Source organism: Mycobacterium sp. 3-98 (genome assembly GCF_035918355.1).
Taxonomy (GTDB): Bacteria; Actinomycetota; Actinomycetes; order Mycobacteriales; family Mycobacteriaceae; genus Mycobacterium; species Mycobacterium intracellulare.
In genome coordinates, this window is record NZ_CP142360.1 from 1002919 (window position 1) to 1024013 (window position 21095).

Sequence of the window (21095 nt, forward strand, 5' to 3'; positions counted from 1 at the left end):
GCTGTCCCTACAGGCCCAGGTCCTTGGCGATGATCGTCTTCATGATCTCGTTGGTGCCGCCGTAGATGGTTTGGATGCGGGCGTCGACGAACGCGCGCGCCACGCTGTACTCGCGCATGTAGCCGTACCCGCCGTGCAACTGCAGGCAGCGGTCGGCGGTGCGCACCTGCAGGTCGGTGGTCCACCATTTCAGCCGGGCGGCCCGGGCGGCCGTCAGCTCGCCCTCGAGGTGCTCGGCGAGGCAGTCGTCGAGATACGTTCGCGCGACGTCGATTTCGGTGGCCAACTCGGCGAGCACGAATTGGCTGTGCTGGAAGCTGGCGATCGGTGATCCAAAGGCCGTGCGATCGCGGACGTAGTCGAGGGTTGCGGCCAGGATCGTTTCCGCGGCGGCCACCGCCCCGACACCGAGCGCGAGCCGCTCCTGGGGCAGGTTCTTCATCAACTGATAGAAGCCGCGGCCCTCTGATTCGAGCAGGTTGTCCTTCGGCACCCGCATATCGGTGAAGGTGAGCTCGCTGGTGTCCTGGGCGTGCAGGCCGATCTTCTCCAGGTTGCGGCCGCGGGAAAAGCCCGGGGTGTCGGCGTCGACCACCAGAAGCGACAGTCCCTGATGGCGATCCGGCGAGGTGCGCACGGCGATGACGAACAGGTCCCCGACCTGACCGTTGGAGATGAACGTCTTGGCGCCGTTGACGACGTAGTCGTCGCCGTCTCGCACCGCGGTCGTGCGGATCCCGGCCAGATCGCTGCCGGTGCCGGGCTCGGTCATCCCGATGCCGAGCACGGTCTCGCCGGTGACCACGCCGGGCAGCCAGCGCTGTTGTTGCTCCGGGGTCGTCAAGTCGGTGAGATAGGGCAGCACCACGTCGTTTTGCAGCGTGAAGGCGATGGCCTCCGCGGCCGCCCCGGCCCGCTGCAACTCGTCGATCACGATCGCGTTGTAGCGGAAGTCGTCCACCCCCGGGCCGCCGAGATGCTCGGGCACCGAAAAGCCCAGCAGCCCAAGCTTGCCCGCCTCGATGAACAGCGAGCGGTCCCACTGGCCGTCGCGTTCCCAGCTCTCGTGGTTGGGCGCGACCGTCTGTCGCACGAAATCCCGTACCAGTTCCCGGAACTGGTGATGCTCGTGCGTGTAGGTCAACCGGCTCATCAGCGGAAGGCGTCGCTGCCGGTGAACGCCTGGCCGAGGACCAGCTGATGCATCTCCGGTGTGCCCTCGTAGGTCAGCACCGATTCCAGGTTGACCATGTGCCGGATCACGGGATACTCCAGCGATATCCCGTTGCCGCCCAGTATCGTTCGGGCGGTCCGGCAGATCTCGATCGCCTCCCGGGTGTTGTTCAGCTTGCCGAAGCTCACCTGCTCGGGACGCAGGCCCACGCTGTCCTTGAGGCGGCCGAGGTGCAGCGACAGCAGCTGGCCCTTGTGCAGTTCGACGGCCATGTCGACGAGTTTGGCCTGGGTCAACTGGAATCCGGCGATCGGGCGGCCGAACTGGGTGCGCTGCGTGGCGTAGTCGAGGGCCGCCTGCCAGGCCGAGCGCGCGGCTCCCATGGAGCCCCAGATGATTCCGTACCGGGCCTCGGACAGGCACGACAGCGGCCCGCGCAGCCCCTTGGCCTCGGGCAGCATCGCCTCGGCGGGCAGCCGCACGTCGTCGAGCACCAGCTCGCTGGTGATCGAGGCCCGCAACGACAGCTTGTGGTGAATGGTGTTGGCGCTGAAGCCCGCCGTCTTGGTGGGCACGATGAAACCGCGGACCCCGTTGTCGGTGTTGGCCCACACGACCGCGACGTCGGCCACCGAGCCGTTGGTGATCCACAACTTGCGGCCGGTGAGCACCCAGTCCGAACCATCCCGTCGCGCACGGGTTTTCATCGCGGCGGGGTCGGATCCGACGTCGGGCTCGGTCAGCCCGAAGCAGCCGAGCAGCTCGCCGGTGGCCATGCCCGGCAACCATTCCTGCTTCTGCTCCTCGGACCCGAAATTCCAAATCGCGAACATCGCCAGCGAGCCCTGCACCGAGACCATCGACCGAATGCCGGAGTCGGCGGCCTCGAGCTCGACGCAGGCCAGCCCGTAGTGCACGGCGGAGGCCCCGCCGCAGCCGTACCCGTCCAGGTGCATGCCCAGCAGCCCCAGCTGGCCGAACCCCTTGGCGAGTTCGCGGACCGGGAGGTCGCCGATCTCGAACCACTCCGCGACGTGGGGCAGGACGTGCTCGGCGCAGAATTCCCGGACGGTCTCGCGCACGGCGCGTTCGTCGTCGGACAGGGAGGCGTCCAGGCCGAGCGGGTCGTAGCGGTCGAAGGCGGGCGGCGTCTTGGTGCTCATAGGAGTCAGCCTGCCACTAGCCGGCCATCGTCAGGCCGCCGCTGACGCTGATCACCTGTCCGGTGATGAACGAGGCGGCTTCCGACGCGAAGAACAACACCGGCGCGGCGACCTCGTCGGGCCGGGCCAGGCGGCGGAACGGGATCGCCTTGACCAGCGCCTCCTTCAGCTTCTCGGGCTGCGCGTGAAACAGCGGCGTGTCGGTCGGTCCGGGGCACACGCAGTTCACCGTGATCTGGTGACGCGCCATCTCGCGGGCCAGCGACTTGGTCAGGGCGATCACCCCGCCCTTGGCGCCGGCGTAGATGCTCTCGCCCGCGCTGCCCACCCGGCCGGCGTCACTGGCCAGGTTGACCACGCGCCCGCCGCCGTGCGTCTCGATCATCCCCGGCAGGAACGCCGAGCAGACATGCACCGGCCCCAGGTAGTTGATCGCGACCACCTTCTGCGCGAATTCCGCCGTGGCATTGAGGAATTGGTCAGTGCGGTCCCATCCGGCGGCGTTGACGACGATGTTGGGCACCCCGAGGTCGGCGTTGATGCGATCCCGCAGCGCGTTGACTTGATCCGGGTCGGCCACGTCCACCGGCAGCGCGGTGATCTTGTCGGGGTGTTCCCCGGCGGTGGCCGAGGCCGCCGCCTCGTCGAGGTCCGCGGCCACCACGCGGTCGCCGCGGGCGGCGAATCCGAGCGCGATCGCCCTGCCGATGCCGGAACCGGCGCCGGTCACCACCGCGAGGCCATCAGGTGAATGGGTATTCATCGCTGACGAATCTAGGTTCACCGCGGCCGCCGGGTCAAGGATCGAGGCTCTGCCCCGGTAGTCTCGCTGCATGCTTAGGCTCCGGTGGCTGGGCTGGCTGGCCGTGGACGTCGTCGGCGTGCTGGTGTTCTGCGCCCTGGGGCGCCGCAGTCACGACGAAGGGCTCAACCTCACCGGCATCGCCACGACGGCGTGGCCGTTTCTCACCGGCACCGCGGTCGGTTGGCTGGCCGCACGCGGCTGGCGGCGGCCCACCGCGGTGGCGCCCACCGGGGTCGTCGTCTGGTTGTCCACCGTCGTCGTCGGCATGGTGCTGCGCAAGGCGACGTCTGCGGGCGTGGCCGCCAGTTTCGTCGTGGTGGCGACGGCGGTCACCGCGTTGTTGTTGCTGGGCTGGCGAGTGGCCGTGGGGCTTACCCTGCGGCGCCGCTCCGACGTCTGAGCGCGCGATGGCACCGACGGCCGATGTGGAGGTGACCGCGACGTTCGGGGCCGCCGCGCGGGCCGTGGCCACCGACAAGGGCCTGCTGAACGACCCGTTCGCCGAGCCGTTGTTGTGCGCGGTCGGGATCGACTACCTCACCCGGGCGATCAAGGACCACGCGTTCGCGGCCGACGACGGCGACGACGCGGCGATGACGGCGCTGATGGACGCGCTGGCGGCGCACACCCGCTTCGTCGACGAATTTTTGGCCGACGCGGGCCGGGCGGGCATTCGCCAGGTGGTGATCCTGGCGTCGGGCCTGGACAGCCGGGCCTACCGGCTGTGGTGGCCGCGGGGGACGACGGTCTACGAGATCGATCGGCCGCAGGTGCTCGACTTCAAGTCCGACGTGCTTCGGGGGCTGGACGCCACTTTGGCCACCAACCGATGCGCGGTCGGCATCGACCTGCGCGACGATTGGCCGGCGGCGTTGCGGCGGGTGGGTTTTGACGCCGCCCAGCCCACGGTGTGGGTCGCCGAGCAGTTGCTCGTCGGGTATCTGCCGCCCCAGGAGCAGAGCCGGTTGCTGCGCGGCGTCACCGCGGCGAGCGCCCTCGGCAGCCGGTTGGCCGCCGATCACATGCCCACCTGGAATCCGTTGCAGCTGGGGGCCGAACGCGCCTTCGTCGACGGCTGGCGGCGGCGCGGGCTCGACGTCGATCTGGCCAGCCTGACCTATCCGGGCGAATACCACTATGTCCCTGAGTATTTGGCGGACCACGGCTGGGAAACGCGCGGGCGTGACATCGCCGACTTGCTGCGCACCATGGGGCTGGGCAAGCGGCGGCGCACCGGGCGCGGCGACGCGGAGTTCATCCCGGAATATGTCACCGCGACACGCGTTTGAGTTTTCGATGATGCCGGAATCCATTCCGCCAGATGGCCGGTTGCGGTTCGTCTCGGCGACCCACGACGATCCGCTGGCCCAACCGCTGTTGGCCGAGTTGGCCGTCGAGTATGCGGAGCGCTACGGCGGCACGCCGAGCACGCATCTGTCCTGGCTGCCCGTGCCGGAGGCCGAGCTGGCGCCGCCGGACGGCGGGTTGTTGATCGGCGTCCTGCGCGGCGTGCCGGTGACCGGCGGCGCGTTTCGCCGCTACGACGCCCACACCGCCGAACTCAAGCGGATCTGGACCGACGCCGCCCATCGGCGCCGCGGCTATGCGCGGGCGTTGCTGGCCGCGCTGGAGGCCGAGACCCTGGCGCGCGGGTACCGGCGGCTCTACTTGATCACCGGCAATCGGCAGCCCGAGGCCGAGGCGCTCTACGACGCGACGGGCTATGCCCGGGTGGCGCCGGACCCGCTGCCGTCCTGGGGGCCGTTCATCCCGATCGCCTTCGAGAAGTGGCTGGCATAGCCGGCGCCGACGCCCAGACCGGGGCGATCGAGTTGACAACCGTCACAACGGATCTCAGGGCAATCAGGATCTTCACGGGGCCGGTGTGGTTTCCGTGGCGATGATCTGGCCCGAGGCCATCAACCGCCGGCCAGCGAGATGGCCCGGGCCGTCGCCTCGCGGATCGGGCCGCGCCACACGGCGCCGTGCCCCGGCAGCAACACCTCGGTGTCGAGCAGGGCCAACGCGTCCAGGCTGCGCAGCGAATTCTGCTGGCTTCGGCTGAACACCTCCGGCAGCAGCTGCGGCCCGTCGTGCTTGAGCAGGGGGTGGCCGGTGATCAGGGCGTCGCCGCTGACCAGGACCCCGTCGACCACGTACGAGCAGTGCCCGCTGGTGTGCCCCGGGGTGAAAACGGCCATCGGATGCCCGGGCAGGCCGGCGGCCACGTCAGCGGTCAGCGGTCGCGTCGACGGGATGCCGTCGCGGATCAGGCCGCCGCTGCGCACCACGTGCAACCCCCACGCCGCCCAGCGCGGCCGCCAAATGCGAACGGCGACATCGAAAACCGAGGCCTGCTCCAGGTATTCGCGCTTGGCGTGCCCCACCTCGTCGGCGTGGCAATACACGTCGGTGCCGTATTCGTTGGCGAACCAGATCGCCGAGCCCAGGTGGTCGATGTGGGCGTGGGTAAGCAGGATGGCACGCACGTCTCCGGCGTCGAAGCCCAGCTCGCGCAGCGACGCCAGCACGTCGGGGCGGTCCCCCGGATACCCAGCGTCGATCAGCATCACGCCGGTGTCGTCGGCAACGATCGTCCAGTTGACGGCGTCGCCCCGGGCGAGGTGCACCGTGTCGGTGACTTGAACAAGAGTTGGCGCCGGTCCCATGCCCGCGAGTGTAGGTCTGACGCGCGGCGTAGCCGGGCGCGGCGGGTCGCGACCGTCAGCACAGGAGCGATCGCAAGCGCGGCGTAGCCGGGCGCGGCGGGTCGCGACCATCAGCACAGGAGCGATCGCAAGCGCGGCGTTTCGCCGGGCGCGGCGGGTCGCGACCATCAGCACAGGAGTAGAAAGAACTCGTGGCTGAACTGAAACTCGGATACAAAGCGTCCGCCGAACAATTTGCACCGCGCGAGCTCGTCGAGCTTGCCGTCGCCGCCGAAGGTCACGGCATGGACAGCGCAACGGTCAGTGACCATTTCCAGCCGTGGCGGCACGAGGGCGGGCACGCGCCGTTCTCGCTGGCCTGGATGACCGCGGTCGGCGAACGCACGAAGCGGATCACGCTGGGCACCTCCGTGCTCACCCCGACCTTCCGCTACAACCCCGCCGTCATCGCGCAGGCCTTCGCCACCATGGCCTGCCTGTACCCGGACCGCATCTTCCTCGGGGTCGGCACCGGCGAGGCGCTGAACGAGATCGCCACGGGATACGAGGGCGACTGGCCAGAGTTCAAGGAGCGGTTCGCCAGGCTGCGCGAGTCGGTGCGGTTGATGCGCGAGCTGTGGCGCGGCGACCGCGTCGACTTCGACGGCGAGTACTACCGGCTCAAGGGCGCCTCGATCTACGACGTGCCCGAGGGCGGGGTCCCGATCTACGTCGCGGCCGGGGGCCCCGCGGTCGCCAAGTACGCGGGGCGCGCCGGCGACGGCTTCATCTGCACCTCCGGCAAGGGCGAGGAGCTCTACAAGGACAAGCTGATCCCCGCCGTCAAGGAGGGCGCCGCGATCAACGACCGCAACGTCGACGACATCGACAAGATGATCGAGATCAAGATCTCCTATGACCCCGATCCCAAACTGGCGCTGGAGAACACCCGGTTCTGGGCGCCCCTGTCGCTGACCGCCGAACAGAAGCACAGCATCGACGACCCGATCGAGATGGAGAAGGCCGCCGACGCGCTGCCGATCGAGCAGGTCGCCAAGCGCTGGATCGTGGCATCCGATCCCGACGAGGCGGTCGAAAAGGTCGGCCAGTACGTGAAGTGGGGCCTCAACCACCTGGTGTTCCACGCGCCCGGTCACGACCAGCGCCGGTTCCTGGACCTCTTCGAGAAGGACCTGGCGCCGCGGCTGCGGCGGCTGGCCTGAGGGGCGGACGAGTGGTCTCGGGCGCCGCAACGGCAATCTACATCGCCGCGCCCGAGCCGGAGACCGGAAAGTCGACGATCGCGCTGGGCCTCCTGCACCGGCTGACCGCGACGGTGGCGAAAGTCGGTGTGTTCCGGCCCATTACGCGTTCAGATGGCGGCGATCGCCAACGCGGCGAAGCCGGGCGCAGCGGGTCGCCGCAGGACCCGGAAAATCGCGACTACATCCTGGAACTGCTGCTGTCGCGCACCACGGCGGGCCTGTCGTACGAGCAATGCGTCGGCGTCACCTACCAGCAGCTGCACGCGGACGGCGACGCGGCGATCGCCGCCATCGTCGACGCCTACCACGCCGTCGCCGAGAAGTGCGACGTCGTGGTGATCGTCGGCAGCGACTATTCCGAACTCGGACAGGCGATTCGACCCGCGGAGCTTTCCACCAACGCGCGCATCGCGGTCAACCTCGGCGCGCCGCTGCTGCTGACGGTCAGCGGCAAGGGCCGCACCGCCGGTGAGGTGGCCGACGTCGTCAAGGTGTGCCTGGCCGAGCTGGACGCCCAGCATGCCCACACCGCGGCGGTGGTGGCCAACCGCTGCGAACCGGCCGAGCTGGACGCCATCCGGAAGAAGTTGGACGAGGCGCTGCGGCCGTCGTCCCTGCGCAGCTACGTCCTGCCCGACGAACCGCTGTTGTCGGCGCCGACGGTGGCCGAGCTTCAGAGCGCGGTGCGCGGGACGCCGGTCAGCGGCGAAGAGTCGCTGCGCGAACGCGAGGTCACCGGTGTGATGGTGGCGGGGATGACCGCCGACCACGTCCTGGAACGGCTGCGCGACGGAATGGCGGTCATCACACCCGGCGACCGCTCGGACGTGGTGCTCGCCGTCGCGAGCGCCCATGCCGCGGAAGGGTTTCCGTCCCTGTCGTGCATCGTCCTCAACGGCGGCTTCGAGCTGCACCCGTCCATCGCGGCCCTGGTCGCCGGGCTGCGGCTGCGGCTGCCGATCGTCGCCACCGCGCTGGGCACCTACGACACCGCCAGCGCGGCGGCCACCGCCCGGGGCAGGGTCACGGCGGCGTCGCAACGCAAGATCGACACCGCGGTCGAGCTGATGGACGGCCACGTCGACATCACCGATCTGCTGGCGCAGCTTGCCATTCCGATCCCCACCGTGACCACGCCGCAGATGTTCATCCATCAGCTGACGCTGCAGGCGCGTTCGGATCGCAGGCACATCGTGCTGCCCGAGGGCGACGACGACCGCATCCTGCGCTCGGCCGGGCGGGTGCTGCAACGCCGTGTCGCCGACCTGACCATCCTGGGCGACGAGGCCCAAATCCGCCAGCGCGCGGGCGAACTCGGGGTGGACCTGGCCGACGTAACGGTGATCGATCCGCGCGCCAGCCGGTTGCGCGACGAGTTCGCCGACCAGTATGCGCAGTTGCGCAAGGCGAAGGGGGTCACCGTCGAGCAGGCCCGCGAGATCATGCGCGACACAACGTACTTCGGCACCATGATGGTGCACAACGGGATGGTCGACGGCATGGTGTCCGGCGCCGCCCACACCACCGCGCACACCGTGCGGCCCGCGTTCGAGATCATCAAGACCGTCCCGGACGTGTCCACCGTGTCCAGCATCTTCCTGATGTGCCTACCCGATCGTGTCCTGGCCTACGGCGATTGCGCGATCATCCCCAATCCGACACCGGAGCAGCTGGCCGACATCGCAATCTCCTCGGCGCGCACCGCCGCACAATTCGGCATCGAACCGCGGGTCGCGATGCTGTCCTACTCGACCGGCGACTCCGGCTCCGGTGCCGACGTCGACAAGGTCAGAACGGCAACGCAATTGGTGCGTGAGCGCAACCCCGACCTGCCGGTGGAGGGCCCCATCCAGTACGACGCGGCGATCGAACCGTCGGTCGCGGCCACCAAGCTGCGCGACTCGCCGGTGGCCGGGCGCGCCACGGTGCTGATCTTCCCCGACCTCAACACCGGCAACAACACCTACAAGGCGGTCCAGCGCAGCGCCGGAGCCCTCGCCATCGGACCCGTGCTGCAGGGTCTGCGCAAGCCGGTGAACGACCTGTCGCGGGGCGCGCTGGTCGAGGACATCGTGAACACCGTTGCCATCACCGCGATTCAGGCACAAGGCGGCCCCGATGGGAAGTAGCAGCGCGCGCCTGGTGCTGGTGATCAACTCCGGCTCGTCGTCGGTGAAGTTTCAGCTGGTCGATCCCGATTCGGGCACGGCGCTCTCGACCGGCCTCGTGGAACGCATCGGCGAGGAGGGGTCTCCCGTCCCCGACCATGACGCCGCGCTGCGCCGCGCGTTCGACACGCTGGCCGACGACGGCATCGACCTCAAGACATGCGGCGTCGTCGCGGTCGGCCATCGAGTGGTGCACGGCGGCAACGCCTTCTACGAGCCCACCCCGCTGGACGACGCGGTGATCGCCCGGCTCGGCGAACTGTCGGACCTGGCGCCGCTGCACAACCCTCCCTCGCTCAAGGGAATCGAGGTCGCCCGGCGGCTGCTGCCCGACATTCCGCACATCGCGGTCTTCGACACCGGGTTCTTCCACGACCTGCCGCCCGCTGCCGCGACCTACGCCATCGACCGCGACCTGGCGCAGCGGCATCAGATCCGCCGGTACGGGTTTCACGGCACCTCGCACCGCTACGTCAGCGAGCAGGCCGCCGCCTTCCTGGACAGGCCGCCCGGCGACCTGAAACAGATTGTGCTGCACCTGGGTAACGGCTGCTCGGCCTCGGCGATCGCCGGCACCCGGCCGATCGACACCTCGATGGGCCTCACACCGCTGGAGGGGCTGGTGATGGGCACCCGCAGCGGGGACATCGATCCCAGCGTCGTCAGCTACCTGTCCCACACCGCCGGGATGGGCGTCGACGACGTCGAGACCATGCTCAACAAGCGATCCGGGGTGCTGGGCCTGTCCGGTGAGCGCGACTTCCGCCGGCTGCGAAGGATGATCGAATCCGGTGACGAGTCAGCGCAATTGGCCTATAGCGTGTTCACGCATCGGCTGCGCAAGTACGTCGGCGCCTACCTGGCGGTGCTGGGGCACACCGACGTCATCAGCTTTACCGCGGGGATCGGCGAGAACGACGCGGCGGTGCGCCGCGACGCGGTCGCGGGCATGGAGGAGCTGGGCATCGTGCTCGACGAGCGCCGCAACCTCGGTGGCGGCAAGGGTGCGCGGCAGATCTCCGCCGACGATTCGCCGATCGCCGTCCTGGTGATCCCGACCAACGAAGAGCTCGCCATCGCCCGCGACTGCGTAAACGTGCTGGCGGGCTCCTAGCGGGCGTCGAGTGTGCATCCTGGGCTTTGATCGTGAACCGTCGGCGGCGACACGCCGATAATCGACGCCGTAGGTTCACACCGAAAGCCCCAGGTTCACACTCGATTTCGCGAGCGCCTCGCGCACCCGGCGCAGGATGCTGGCCGGGCGATCCTCGGCGACCACCCGGACTATGGTCCAGCCCATCTCCTCGAGCATCTCCATGCGCCGGAGGTCTTTGACGAATTGGCGCCGGTCGGTGCGGTGGTGATCGCCGTCGTACTCGACAGCCACCAGCGATTCCTCCCAGCCCAGATCCAGGTAGGCGAACGGTAGGCCGTCGGCGCCCAGCACCGGGATCTGCGTCTGCGGCCGGGCCAGGCCGGCGTCGATGAGGAGCAGTCGCAGATAGCTCTCCCTGGGGGACTGAGCGCCGGGGTCGACCAGGTCGAGCGCGACCTCCAATCGCCGCACGCCGGGTGCGCGAGGATGCGCCGCCGCAACATCCAGCACGTCGTCGACCTTGAAACCCGTTGCCCGGGCGAGCGCGTCCAGCCTCACCACGGCCGAGCGCACCGCGCCGCGCCGTCCGATGTCGAAAGCGGTCCGCTCCGGAGTGGTGACGGCGAGCCCGTCGCGGATCTGGGCCTCGCCGGCGCACAGCGTTTCCCGGCGTGTCAGCACGCCGCGGGGAGGATGAGTGTTGGTGTGTATCAGCTCGACCGGGACGTTGTCGGGGATCCACTGGGCGCCATGCAGCGCGGCCGCGGCGGCTCCGCCGATGACCGCCCTCCGCCCCGACCACAGCCAGGCCGCCCGAATGCGCAATTCGAGCGGCACCTCGGCATGCGTCGGCACGTAGACGTTCGGAAACACCGCTCGGTAGGACATCCGCAGCTGGTGGCGGCTGAGACTTCCCGACGCCAACTCCTCGCTACCGATGAACGGCACTCGTCTCATGCCGCGAACGATTGCACGTCAACCACGGTCGGCGAGTGCGTCTGTGCACAGGGCGGGCCACGCGACGGCAAGCCGCCGGACGGGCTGACGCCGGGTCCGCGAGGCCCCGGCTAAATCGACTGTGAATCACCGACTTTGAGTGTGAACTCACGGCTTTCAGTGTGAACCCACGTCGGGGTTTGTCGGCGTGTCGCCGCCCAGGGTTCACACTGAACGCCCAGGATTCACACTCGACGGCGAAGGGCCGACGCGGGAAAGGCCGACGCGGGAAAGACCGACGCGGGAAAGGCCGGCGCGCGAAGGGCCTGCCGACGCGGGAAAGCCGCCAGGCGGCGCAAACCGGCAAACCCGCAAATACCTCAGAACGTGCTCGTGGGCCGCACCCGGTTGGCCATGTCCACCAGCTCGTAGCGATGCCGCTGCGTGGGGGCGACGCGGGCCAGATTGCGCAGCGCCGCCTCGACGCCCAGCCGCAGCCCGTGCTCGGTGAACGGGAAGCCCAGGATGTGATTAGTGCTGGCCTTGTTGTCCTCCAACCAGTCCATCGCGCAGCCCAGCACCAGCGCACGGATCTGCAACACGCGTGGTTCGGTGGGCGGCAGCGCCTCCACCCGCCGCGCCGCGTCCCGGATGTCCTCCTCGGTGATCTCGCTCTTGGACCGGCCGGACAGCAGCGTCACCGCACTCGTCAGGCGCGCGGTGGTGAAGTGCCGCGAGGTGGCCGGCACCTCGTCCAGCGTGCGCACCGCGGCGGCCCGATCACCTTCCGCGGACAGCGATCTGGCCAACCCGAAGGCCGCCGAGATCACGCCGTCGTTGGTCTTCCACACCGTCTCGTAATGCTTGTGCTCGTCGACGTCGCCGGCCAGCTCGGCGGTGGCGGCCAGCGCCAGCTTCGGTGCGAGCTCACCCGGGAACGTGTCCAGCACCTCGGTGAAATGTGTTGTGGCCGAATCGTAATCACCGGTGAGAAGGTCGGCCACCGCCTTGTACCAGACCAGCCGCCACTGCCAACCCACCCGCTCGGCCAGGTCCTCGAGCTTGCGGGTGGCCTTGGCGACGTCGCCGAGATCCAGCAGCGCGCGCACCTCCATCAGCGGTAGCTCGACCGACTCGGACAGCTCGGCGCCGTCGGCGTCCAGCGTCCCGTGCCGGGCCGCGCGCAACGAGTCCAGGGTCTGCACCGGCTGCGACAACACCGTCGCCTGCAGCACCGACGCGGCGACGTCGGCCGGATTGACCAGCGGCACTTGCAGTGCGGTGACGATTTCGCGGGCGGTCAGCTTCTCCGAATGGACCTGCCCGTCCAGGTACACGTCGGTGTGCGCGACCAGCAGATCCACCCCGAACGTGGAGCGGCTGGGGGAGAAGATCGTCGACAGGCCGGGCCGCGGCACCCCGGTGTCGTGGGCGACGACCTCACGCAGCACGCCGATCAACTGCGCCGACATCTCCTCGGTGCTGGCGAACCGGCGACGTGGGTCGGGATCGGTGGCGCGACGCAGCAACCGGTGGAACGAGTCGTAGGTGGCCAGCACCGGGTCGTGCTCGGGCAGGCCGTCGACGTAGCGGCCGTTGCGGGTGCGCAGGTTGAGCGTGAGCGCCGCCAGCGTGCGGCCCACCGTGTAGATGTCGGTGGCGACCGTCGGGCCGGTGCGCACGATCTCGGGCGCCTGGAAACCCGGTGTGCCGTAAAGGTATCCGAACGAATTGATCCGCGACACCGCGCCCAGGTCGATGAGCTTGAGCTGCTCCTCGGTGAGCATGATGTTCTCCGGCTTCAGGTCGTTGTAGACCAGGCCGATGGAGTGCAGATAGCTCAGCGCGGGCAGGATTTCCAGCAGGTAGGCGATGGCCTCGGCGACCGGAAGTTTCTCGCCCTTCCCGTGCTTGAGCGACTGCCCGCCGACGTACTCCATGACGATGTAGCCGACCGGATTGCCGTGCTGGTCCTTGTGTTCGACGAAGTTGAAGATCTGCACGATCTGCGGGTGGACCACCTCGGCCAGGAACTGCCGTTCGGCCATCGCGATCGCCTGCGCCTCCGCGTCGCCGGAGTGGACGAGACCTTTGAGCACGACCGGCCGGTCGTTGACGTTTTTGTCGACGGCCAGATACACCCAGCCCAGCCCGCCGTGCGCGATGCACCCCTTGACCTCGTACTGGCCGGCGACGATGTCGCCGGGATTGAGTTGCGGCAGAAACGAATACGGGCTGCCGCAGGCCGGGCACCAACCCTCCGACGTGCCCTTGCTCTTCTTGCTGGACCGGCCCACCGGCTTCCCGCAGTTCCAGCAGAAGCGCTTGGACTCGGGGACCACCGGGTTGGTCATCAGCGCTTCGCGGGGGTCGATGTCGCGTCCCCGCGGGATCTCGACGAGTCCACCGCCGAGCTGTCGGACCGCGGGCAGCGCCCGCGTCGCCACCGTCATGCGGTCGCCGGTGTCGGTGTCCAGGGCGCCCAGCGCGATGTGCGGAAAGTCGTCGTCGTCATCGTCGAAGTCGGGCCGAAACAGCGCCTGCGTGGCCTGCAGCCGCCCCGTCGAGGCGCCGGTCTGGACCTCCGCCGGCTGGGTGCCGGGATTCACGTCTTCCACCGCTTCCGGGCCCGATTCCGGCTTCTCGGATTGCTTGTCCGGCTCGGCCATCAGTCCAGATACCTCGGTGTGGGCGGGGCCGGCGCGGGGCCCAGCACGGTCAACCACTTGCGGTACAACGTGTTCCACGTGCCGTCGCGGCGGATCCTTTCCAGGGTCCCGTTGACGAACCGCACCAGGGGAGTGTTGTTCAGGTTGATGCCGATGCCGTAGGGCTGGGTGGCCATGTTGGGGCCGACGATGTGCAGGTAGGGGTCCTCTTCGACCAGCCCGGCAAGGATCGAGTCGTCGGTGCTCACGGCGTCGATCTCGCGCTGCTGCATCGCGACCAGGCAGTCGGCCCAGTTGACCACCGACACGATGACCGGGGGCGGGTCGATCTGCCGGATGCGGTGCAGCGAGGTGGTGCCCTTGGCCACGCAGACGCGTTTGCCCGACAGGTCGCTCACCTTGACGATCGACGAGTCGCGCGGGGCGAGGATGCGCTGGTTGGCGTCGAGGTAGACGGTGGAGAAGTTCACCAGCTTGCGCCGGTCGCAGGTGATGGTCATGGTCTTGACCACGATGTCGACCTCGCCGCGTTGCAGCGCGGTGACCCGCTCGTCCGACGACAGGATCCGGTACTCGACGTGGGACGGCGCGCCGAAGATGTCGCGGGCGATCTCGCCGGCCAGGTCGACGTCGAATCCGGTGATCTCGCCGGTGATCGGGTCGCGGAAGCTGAACAGGTTGCTGCCGATGTCGAGCCCGACGATCAGCCTGCCGCGCGCGCGGATGTCGGCGACCGCGGCGTCGGCCTCGGCCTTGGTGGGGAAGGGGCGCAGGCTGGCCGTCAGGTCGCAGTCCTGATTGGGGCCGTCGGGCGGTAGCGGCGGCTGCGGCGGCAGCTGTTCCATGCCGACCGGGGTGGGCGGCGGCAACGTCGGGACGCTGGCCACATGCAGCGATTCCGTATGCCCGCAACCCGCCAGCACGCAAACCGTGGCGGCCACGGTGCACGCCCGGCGCAGCAGGGGCAGGCGGATCATTATCGATACTCTTTCAGCCGCGGCCACAGGCCCAGAGCCACCGCGATGGCCGCCCCGAGGCTGAGCACCACGCCGCCCACCTGGGCGCCGGAGAGCCCGCTGCGCGCGTTGATGACGTCGTTGCGCAGGTGGATGCGGCCCTGGTCCATGGCCTTGACCAGCTCGTCTTCCAGCTTGTCGAACGCCGGCGTGGAATCCTCCTCGCTGCTGCCCAGCGCGACCTGGGTGGCGGCGCGGTAGTTCCCCACCGAGATGTACGAGCTGATCCGGTCATTGGCCTGACGCCAGCGCAGCAGCAGCTGGTCGGCGCCCTCGAGGTCCGGTTTGTCCACGGCGTCGCTGCGGGACATGTACTGGTCGAGCTGGCGGTGCATCGAGTCGATCCGCTGATAGAACGACTGCTTGCGCTTCTCCTCGTCCCCGCGGCGGATCAGCGACAGCGTCTCGTCGGCGCGCGCCTGCTGGGCGGTGATCGCGACGTTGGTGACGGTCTTGAGGGACTCCGCGGCGGTGTCCTTCGCGCTACGACTTGCCGTCGTAGAGATGGTTAGCGCAGTCCCGACCCACACCACCATGACGAGGATAGCGAGAGCGCCCACGACCAGGCCCGGGTTGATCCGGCGCCGGGTGCGCCGGGCCAGCCAGCGATGCGAGAAGGCGCCGAAGACGACGGTGGTGCCGACGACCATGATGACCGGCGCCGGAATCTGGGTCGACGCCGTGGTTTCCACGTCCACCCGCTCCGAGGTGGCCCGGTACAGCCGCGCCGCGTCGGGCAGGATCGTCGACTGCATCAGCCCCGATGCCTCTGACAGGTACGACGAACCGACCGGGTTGCCCGCCCGGTTGTTGGTTCGGGCGATCTCGATCAGGCCGGTATAGACGGCCAGCTGGGCATTGATCCGGCCCAGCAGCTGCACCTGCGGTTCGTCGGTGAGCCCGCTGGAGGCCCTGGTCACGGCCACGGCCGCGTCGGTGATGGCCTGTTCGTAGCGCTGCCGCACGGGCGGCGGTTCGGCTTCGGCGATGAACGCCGTGGCCGCGGCGGCGTCGGCCACCGACAGCGTGGTGTAGAGCCGCCCGGCCGCGAACGACAGCGGCTCGGTGTGGTTGAGCACCGTGGTGAGCACCTGTTGCCGGTGGTTGATGGTGGTCGAGGTGGCGAAGGCGCTGATCCCGCCGAGGGCCGCCAGCACGATGCCGATGGTCAGGATGCGGCCCGGCGTCGTGGAGATGAACCACCAGCGGGGATGGGCTGGTTCGGCCGGTGACCGCGATCCCTGCGGCTCGGTCGACGGGTGCGCCAGCTCAACCGTCACGTCTGATCAGCCCTCATCTCTTGGCCACTGGATTTCGCTGCACGGACCTCTATAAGCGAAGTCTAAGAGCATGTTCGGGTGGATGGGTGGAGGCCGACGCAATTGCCGACGCGCCGAAGACCGCCAAGAACCAAGTCTGCCTATCCTTGATCCGTGCAGGGCGACGGCGACGGTTGGGTGATCTCGGAGCGCGGCGCCCATTACTGGGGTCGGTACGGCGCCGCCGGTCTTTTGCTGCGCGCCCCGCAGGCCGACGGCACGCCTGCGGTGCTGCTGCAACATCGGGCGGTGTGGAGCCATCAGGGCGGGACCTGGGGGCTGCCGGGCGGGGCCCGGGACAGCCACGAGACGCCCGAGCAGACGGCGGTCCGCGAGGCGAACGAGGAGGCCGGGCTGCTCGTCGACCGGCTCGCCGTGCGCGCGACGCTGGTCACCGCCGAGGTCGCCGGGATCGGCGGCACGCGGTGGAGCTACACGACCGTCGTCGCCGACGCCGACGAGTTGTTGCACACCGTCCCGAACCGGGAGAGCGCGGAAATGCGATGGGTGGCCGAGGACGAGGTGGCCGACCTGCCGCTGCATCCGGGCTTCGCGGCCAGCTGGCAACGGCTGCGCACCGCGCCGGCGCTGTTGCCGCTGGGCCACGGCGACGAACGCCGGCAGTATCTGCCCCGCACGATCGAGGTCGAGGCCGGCGTCTTCGTGTGGTGCATGCCGGGTGACGCCGATGAGGTTCCGTCGCAGCTGAGCCGACGGATCAGCTCGCTGCTGCCAGCGCCGAACTGAGCCGCCGGGCGGCCGCCCGCGGGTCGGACGCGGCGGTGATCGCTCGCACCACCACCACGCGGCGGGCGCCGGAGTCAATCACCTCGGGCAGTCGCTGCGCGTCGATGCCGCCGATCGCGAACCACGGTTTGTCGGTCCCGAGCCCGGCGGCGGCGCGGACGAGTCCCAGGCCCGGCGCCGCGCGGTCCGGTTTGGTGGGCGTCGGCCAGCAGGGGCCGACGCAGAAGTAGTCGGCTTCGCTGACGGCCGCGGCGCCGGCCTGGTCGGCGCTGTGGCTGGAGAGCCCGAGCAGCACGTCCGGACCGACGATGTCGCGCGCGACGTCCAGCGGCAGGTCCCCCTGCCCGAGGTGCAGCACGTCGGCGCCCGCCGCGCGGGCGATGTCGGCGCGGTCGTTGACCGCGAACAGGGCGCCGTGCCGGCGGGCGGCGTCGGCCAGGATCGCGCAGGCGGCCAGTTCCTCGCGCGCCTCCAGCGGCCCGAACCGCTGCTCGCCGGCCGACCCCTTGTCGCGCAGCTGGATGATGTCCACGCCGCCGGCCAGGGCGGCGTCGGCGAACTCGGCCAGGTCGCCGCGCTCGCGGCGCGCGTCGGTGCACAGATACAGCCGCGCGGTGGCCAGGACGGAGAGTCGTCTATCCATGGGACGCTGCACACCGAGACGCTAGCGCGCTAGCGTGGAGCGCAGAGAATTACCAGACACGGGAGTCCCGGGAGCGGGGCTGAGAGTGGGCACAGCCGCGAGGACCTGCCCTTACCGTCACACCTGATCCGGATCATGCCGGCGAAGGGAGGCTCGACAATGACCGGGATGCCTTCGGGCCCACCGCTGGGGTCGCTGGCCGTCATCGGCGGCGGCGTCATCGGGCTGGCGGTGGCGCGCCGCGCCGCCCAGGCCGGCTGGTCGGTGCGGGTGCACCGCAGCGGGGAGCGGGGCGCATCCTGGGTCGCCGGCGGCATGCTGGCCCCGCACAGCGAGGGCTGGCCGGGAGAAGAGCGATTGCTGCGGCTGGGCCTGGAATCCCTGCGGTTGTGGCGCGACGGCGGTTTCCTCGACGGCCTGCCGGCCGGAGTGGTCACCGCCCGCGAGTCGCTGGTGGTGGCCGTCGACCGCGCCGATGCCGCCGACCTGCGCACCGTGGCGGACTGGTTGTCCGCTCAGGGACACCCCGTGGTCTGGGAGTCGGCCGCCCGCGACGTGGAACCCCTACTCGCGCAGGGCATCCGGCACGGCTTTCGGGCGCCCACGGAGCTGGCCGTGGACAACCGGGCGGTGCTCGACGCGCTCGAGGCGGGGTGCGAGCGTCTCGGGGTGCGGTGGGCGCCGCCGGTGCACGACCTGTCGGCGGTCGAGGCCGACGCGGTGGTGATCGCCAACGGCATCGACGCGCCGGCGTTGTGGCCCGGGTTGCCGGTGCGCCCGGTCAAGGGTGAGGTGCTGCGACTGCGGTGGCGCAAAGGCTGTATGCCGTTGCCGCGGCGGGTGATTCGCGCCCGGGTGCACGGCCGGCAGGTCTACCTGGTGCCGCGCGCGGACGGCGTGGTGGTCGGCGCGACCCAATACGAGCACGGGCGCGACACCGCCCCGGTCGTCTCGGGGGTGCGTGACCTCCTCGACGACGCCTGCGCGGTGCTGCCGGCGCTCGGTGAATACGAGCTAGCCGAGTGCGGGGCCGGGCTGCGCCCGATGACACCCGACAATCTGCCGTTGGTGCATCGCCTGGACGCTCGCACGCTGGTCGCCGCCGGCCATGGCCGGTCGGGGTTCCTGCTGGCGCCCTGGACGGCAGAACAGATCGTTTCCGAACTGGCACCGGTGGGAGCACACTAATGATCATCCTGGTGAACGAGAAAGAGGTCGACGTCGACGCGCACACCACGGTGTCGGCGCTGCTCGATTCCCTGGGCTTCCCGGACCGCGGCGTCGCCGTGGCGATGGACGACGCGGTGCTGCCGCGATCACGATGGGCGACAGAGCTTTCGGAGCTTCCCGGCGCTCCCGTGCGTCTCGAAGTGGTGACGGCGGTGCAAGGTGGCTGACTCGAAACTGACCATCGCGGACCGCAGCTTCGCCTCGCGGCTCATCATGGGGACCGGGGGAGCGAGCAACCTGGCGGTGCTGGAAGAGGCGCTCGTCGCGTCGGGCACGGAACTGACCACCGTCGCGATTCGCCGGGTCGACGCCGAGGGTGGCACCGGGTTGCTCGATCTGCTCAACCGGCTCGGAATCACGCCGCTGCCCAACACCGCGGGATGCCGCGGCGCCGCCGAGGCGGTGCTCACCGCGCAGCTGGCGCGCGAGGCGTTGAACACCAACTGGATCAAGCTCGAGGTGATCGCCGACGAGCGCACGCTGCTGCCCGACGCGGTCGAATTGGTACGCGCGGCAGAGCAATTGGTCGACGACGGGTTCGTCGTGCTGCCCTACACAAACGATGATCCCGTGCTTGCGCGCCGGCTGGAGGACGCCGGATGCGCGGCCGTCATGCCGCTGGGATCGCCGATCGGGACCGGGCTGGGCATCACCAATCCGCACAACATCGAGATGATCGTCGCCGGGGCCCACGTCCCGGTGGTGCTCGATGCCGGCATCGGCACCGCCAGCGACGCCGCGCTGGCCATGGAATTGGGTTGCGACGCCGTGCTGTTGGCCTCCGCGGTGACCCGGGCCGCCGACCCCCCCGCGATGGCCGCCGCGATGTCGGCCGCCGTCACCGCCGGCTATCTGGCCCGGCGCGCCGGGCGGATCCCGAAGCGGTTCTGGGCGCAGGCCTCGAGCCCCCAACGATGAAACGCTATGTCGCGCTGGGCAGTTCGATGGCCGCCGGTCCCGGTATCCGGCCGCGCGCCGCGGGTGCCCCGCGCTGGTCGGGCCGGTCCGCCCGCAACTATGCCCACCTGATCGCCCGGCGATACGGCTACGACCTTGTCGACGTCACCTTTTCAGGTGCGACCACCGCGAACGTGCTCGCCGAGCGTCAACGCGGCGCGCCGGCGCAAGTCGACGCCCTGGACGGTTCGGAGGGTCTGGTCACCATCACCATCGGCGGCAACGACGTCGGCTACGTACCGCTGTTGATGGCGGCCGCACTGCCGCGCCCGCTGCGGCGCGTGCCGCTGTTGGGCGACCGCATCCGCGAACTGCTCGATCCCGACGCGCGAGATCAGGCCCTCGACGCGGTGTTCGAATCGCTGTGCGCGGTGGGCCGCGCGGTGCGTCAACGATCCGCAGGGGCGCGGATCTTCTTCGTCGACTACCTGACGATGCTGCCGCCCGCGGGCACGCCTGCCCCACCGCTGTCGCCCGCGGATGCCGACCTGGGCCGGCACGTGGCCGCCACGCTGGAAAGGATGACGGCCGACGCCGCCGCGGCGGCCGGCTGCGGAATCGTCCACGCCGCCGCGGCCAGCCGCGAGCACCACGCCTGGTCGGCGGAGCCGTGGACGACGCTGCCGGCGCGCTACGGTGTTCCGCTACCGGGTCGCCCCGCACCGTTGCACCCGAATCCCGCCGGGATGTGCGCGGTAGCGGATTTGATTGCGGCTCAGCTGTAAACGTCAGCCGTTCGTGCGCCACCACTGGTAGAGCGCGTTGACGTCGGCGTTGGCCGCGGTCAGGTGACCCAGCACGTTCTTGGCGTCGGTGGTCCAGGTCAACGTCGCGTAGTTCTTGTAGGTGCCGCAGGCGATCTGGCCGCCGGTCTGGCCGTTCTGCTTCCACGTTCCCGGCGACTGCCCGGCGTCCCCGCACGCGGCCAGCGACACATCCTTGATGGTGGAACTGAAGGCAGAGCCCAGGTTCGTGCTGTTGGAGAAGAGCGCGTAGACGCCGGAGCCGGGTCCGCCGGAGTCGGGGCTCTGCCCGCAAAGCAGTTCGGCCAGTTCGCCGGTTTCGGTCAGCTCCTGCGGCTGCAGTTGTTCAGGCCGTAGCCCTTCGACAGCGAAGTCGCCAGCGTGTTCATGTCCGTGGCGCTACCGGTGTTGGGTTCGGCGACCGCGGTGGCGCTGCCCGCGAGGACCAAACCGCCCGTGAAAGCTGCGGCCGACGCGACGCGCAGCGCGGTGATCAGATGTGACATTTTGACTCCC

Annotated in this window: 20 protein-coding genes, 1 pseudogene and 1 riboswitch; of the genes and pseudogenes, 11 read left to right on the top strand and 10 right to left on the bottom strand. The window is 69.6% G+C overall.

Annotated elements, in window-relative coordinates; genetic code table 11:
• Positions 1 to 7 precede the first annotated feature (7 nt).
• Genes QGN30_RS04885 through QGN30_RS04895 form a run of 3 tightly spaced genes read right to left on the bottom strand, consistent with a single transcriptional unit; the run spans position 8 to position 3100 of the window.
• Positions 8 to 1153 carry an acyl-CoA dehydrogenase family protein gene (locus tag QGN30_RS04885; protein ID WP_009952484.1) on the bottom strand — a complete coding sequence of 382 codons (1146 nt, stop codon included), beginning with the start codon at positions 1151 to 1153 and terminating at the stop codon, positions 8 to 10.
• Positions 1153 to 2337, bottom strand: coding sequence for an acyl-CoA dehydrogenase (locus QGN30_RS04890; RefSeq protein WP_009952483.1), 1185 nt, complete (start codon positions 2335 to 2337; stop codon positions 1153 to 1155). Before QGN30_RS04890 ends, QGN30_RS04885 begins: the two co-directional genes overlap by 1 nt.
• Positions 2338 to 2353: 16 nt before the next feature.
• On the bottom strand, positions 2354 to 3100 hold the full coding sequence (locus tag QGN30_RS04895; RefSeq protein ID WP_014381293.1) for an SDR family NAD(P)-dependent oxidoreductase: 747 nt from the start codon (positions 3098 to 3100) through the stop codon (positions 2354 to 2356).
• Positions 3101 to 3170: 70 nt separating this feature from the next.
• On the opposite strand from QGN30_RS04895, the gene QGN30_RS04900 reads away from it, so the two are divergent.
• From QGN30_RS04900 to QGN30_RS04910, 3 genes are read left to right on the top strand one after another with little or no spacing between them, the layout of a single operon-like run.
• On the top strand, positions 3171 to 3542 hold the full coding sequence (locus QGN30_RS04900) for a DUF3054 domain-containing protein (RefSeq protein ID WP_008261460.1): 372 nt from the start codon (positions 3171 to 3173) through the stop codon (positions 3540 to 3542).
• Positions 3543 to 3549: 7 nt separating this feature from the next.
• Positions 3550 to 4431, top strand: a complete 882-nt coding sequence (locus QGN30_RS04905) for an SAM-dependent methyltransferase (protein WP_009952479.1) — start codon at positions 3550 to 3552, stop codon at positions 4429 to 4431.
• 7 nt (positions 4432 to 4438) lie between these two features.
• Positions 4439 to 4942, top strand: a complete 504-nt coding sequence (locus QGN30_RS04910; RefSeq protein WP_029384028.1) for a GNAT family N-acetyltransferase — start codon at positions 4439 to 4441, stop codon at positions 4940 to 4942.
• Positions 4943 to 5061: 119 nt separating this feature from the next.
• Here the strand turns inward: QGN30_RS04910 and QGN30_RS04915 are convergent, their stop codons facing one another.
• Positions 5062 to 5811 (bottom strand): MBL fold metallo-hydrolase, encoded by a 750-nt coding sequence (locus QGN30_RS04915; protein WP_014381291.1) that lies wholly within the window; start codon positions 5809 to 5811, stop codon positions 5062 to 5064.
• Positions 5812 to 6002: 191 nt separating this feature from the next.
• Between QGN30_RS04915 and fgd the strand changes: the two genes are divergently transcribed.
• From fgd to QGN30_RS04930, 3 genes are read left to right on the top strand one after another with little or no spacing between them, the layout of a single operon-like run.
• Complete coding sequence (gene fgd / locus QGN30_RS04920; protein ID WP_008261452.1) at positions 6003 to 7013, top strand: glucose-6-phosphate dehydrogenase (coenzyme-F420); 1011 nt, start codon at positions 6003 to 6005, stop codon at positions 7011 to 7013.
• Positions 7014 to 7024: 11 nt separating this feature from the next.
• Positions 7025 to 9184 carry a phosphate acetyltransferase gene (gene pta / locus QGN30_RS04925; RefSeq protein WP_014943024.1) on the top strand — a complete coding sequence of 720 codons (2160 nt, stop codon included), beginning with the start codon at positions 7025 to 7027 and terminating at the stop codon, positions 9182 to 9184.
• Positions 9174 to 10337, top strand: a complete 1164-nt coding sequence (locus tag QGN30_RS04930; protein ID WP_014383396.1) for an acetate kinase — start codon at positions 9174 to 9176, stop codon at positions 10335 to 10337. Before pta ends, QGN30_RS04930 begins: the two co-directional genes overlap by 11 nt.
• Positions 10338 to 10412: 75 nt before the next feature.
• Here the strand turns inward: QGN30_RS04930 and QGN30_RS04935 are convergent, their stop codons facing one another.
• From QGN30_RS04935 to glnX, 4 genes are all read right to left on the bottom strand, one after another.
• Positions 10413 to 11276: an endonuclease domain-containing protein gene (locus QGN30_RS04935; protein WP_038537820.1), complete on the bottom strand. Its 864-nt coding sequence runs from the start codon at positions 11274 to 11276 to the stop codon at positions 10413 to 10415.
• A 359-nt stretch (positions 11277 to 11635) separates the two neighbouring features.
• Positions 11636 to 13924, bottom strand: coding sequence for a serine/threonine-protein kinase PknG (locus tag QGN30_RS04940; RefSeq protein WP_014943023.1), 2289 nt, complete (start codon positions 13922 to 13924; stop codon positions 11636 to 11638).
• Entirely contained in the window at positions 13924 to 14901 is a 978-nt protein-coding gene (locus tag QGN30_RS04945; protein WP_009952605.1) for a glutamate ABC transporter substrate-binding protein, read from the bottom strand. The genes QGN30_RS04940 and QGN30_RS04945 overlap by 1 nt, the downstream gene beginning before the upstream one ends.
• Positions 14901 to 16220, bottom strand: coding sequence for a protein kinase G-activating protein GlnX (glnX, locus tag QGN30_RS04950; RefSeq protein ID WP_008261439.1), 1320 nt, complete (start codon positions 16218 to 16220; stop codon positions 14901 to 14903). The genes QGN30_RS04945 and glnX overlap by 1 nt, the downstream gene beginning before the upstream one ends.
• A gap of 153 nt (positions 16221 to 16373) precedes the next feature.
• On the opposite strand from glnX, the gene QGN30_RS04955 reads away from it, so the two are divergent.
• Positions 16374 to 17006 carry an NUDIX hydrolase gene (locus QGN30_RS04955; protein WP_009952604.1) on the top strand — a complete coding sequence of 211 codons (633 nt, stop codon included), beginning with the start codon at positions 16374 to 16376 and terminating at the stop codon, positions 17004 to 17006.
• Here the strand turns inward: QGN30_RS04955 and thiE are convergent.
• Positions 16978 to 17649: a thiamine phosphate synthase gene (thiE, locus tag QGN30_RS04960; protein ID WP_233042267.1), complete on the bottom strand. Its 672-nt coding sequence runs from the start codon at positions 17647 to 17649 to the stop codon at positions 16978 to 16980. The genes QGN30_RS04955 and thiE overlap by 29 nt on opposite strands.
• 48 nt (positions 17650 to 17697) lie before the next feature.
• Positions 17698 to 17816: riboswitch (TPP riboswitch) on the top strand.
• A gap of 1 nt (position 17817) precedes the next feature.
• On the opposite strand from thiE, the gene thiO reads away from it, so the two are divergent.
• The 4 genes from thiO to QGN30_RS04980 are packed head-to-tail and all read left to right on the top strand — an operon-like array spanning position 17818 to position 20561.
• On the top strand, positions 17818 to 18837 hold the full coding sequence (gene thiO / locus QGN30_RS04965) for a glycine oxidase ThiO (RefSeq protein WP_233042823.1): 1020 nt from the start codon (positions 17818 to 17820) through the stop codon (positions 18835 to 18837).
• Positions 18837 to 19046, top strand: a complete 210-nt coding sequence (gene thiS, locus QGN30_RS04970) for a sulfur carrier protein ThiS (protein WP_008261432.1) — start codon at positions 18837 to 18839, stop codon at positions 19044 to 19046. Before thiO ends, thiS begins: the two co-directional genes overlap by 1 nt.
• Positions 19039 to 19797, top strand: a complete 759-nt coding sequence (locus tag QGN30_RS04975; RefSeq protein WP_014385911.1) for a thiazole synthase — start codon at positions 19039 to 19041, stop codon at positions 19795 to 19797. The genes thiS and QGN30_RS04975 overlap by 8 nt, the downstream gene beginning before the upstream one ends.
• Positions 19794 to 20561: an SGNH/GDSL hydrolase family protein gene (locus QGN30_RS04980; protein ID WP_014385910.1), complete on the top strand. Its 768-nt coding sequence runs from the start codon at positions 19794 to 19796 to the stop codon at positions 20559 to 20561. Before QGN30_RS04975 ends, QGN30_RS04980 begins: the two co-directional genes overlap by 4 nt.
• A 3-nt stretch (positions 20562 to 20564) precedes the next feature.
• On the opposite strand, the pseudogene QGN30_RS04985 reads toward QGN30_RS04980, so the two are convergent.
• Positions 20565 to 21085 (bottom strand): annotated as a pseudogene (locus QGN30_RS04985) (serine/threonine protein kinase).
• Positions 21086 to 21095 lie beyond the last annotated feature (10 nt).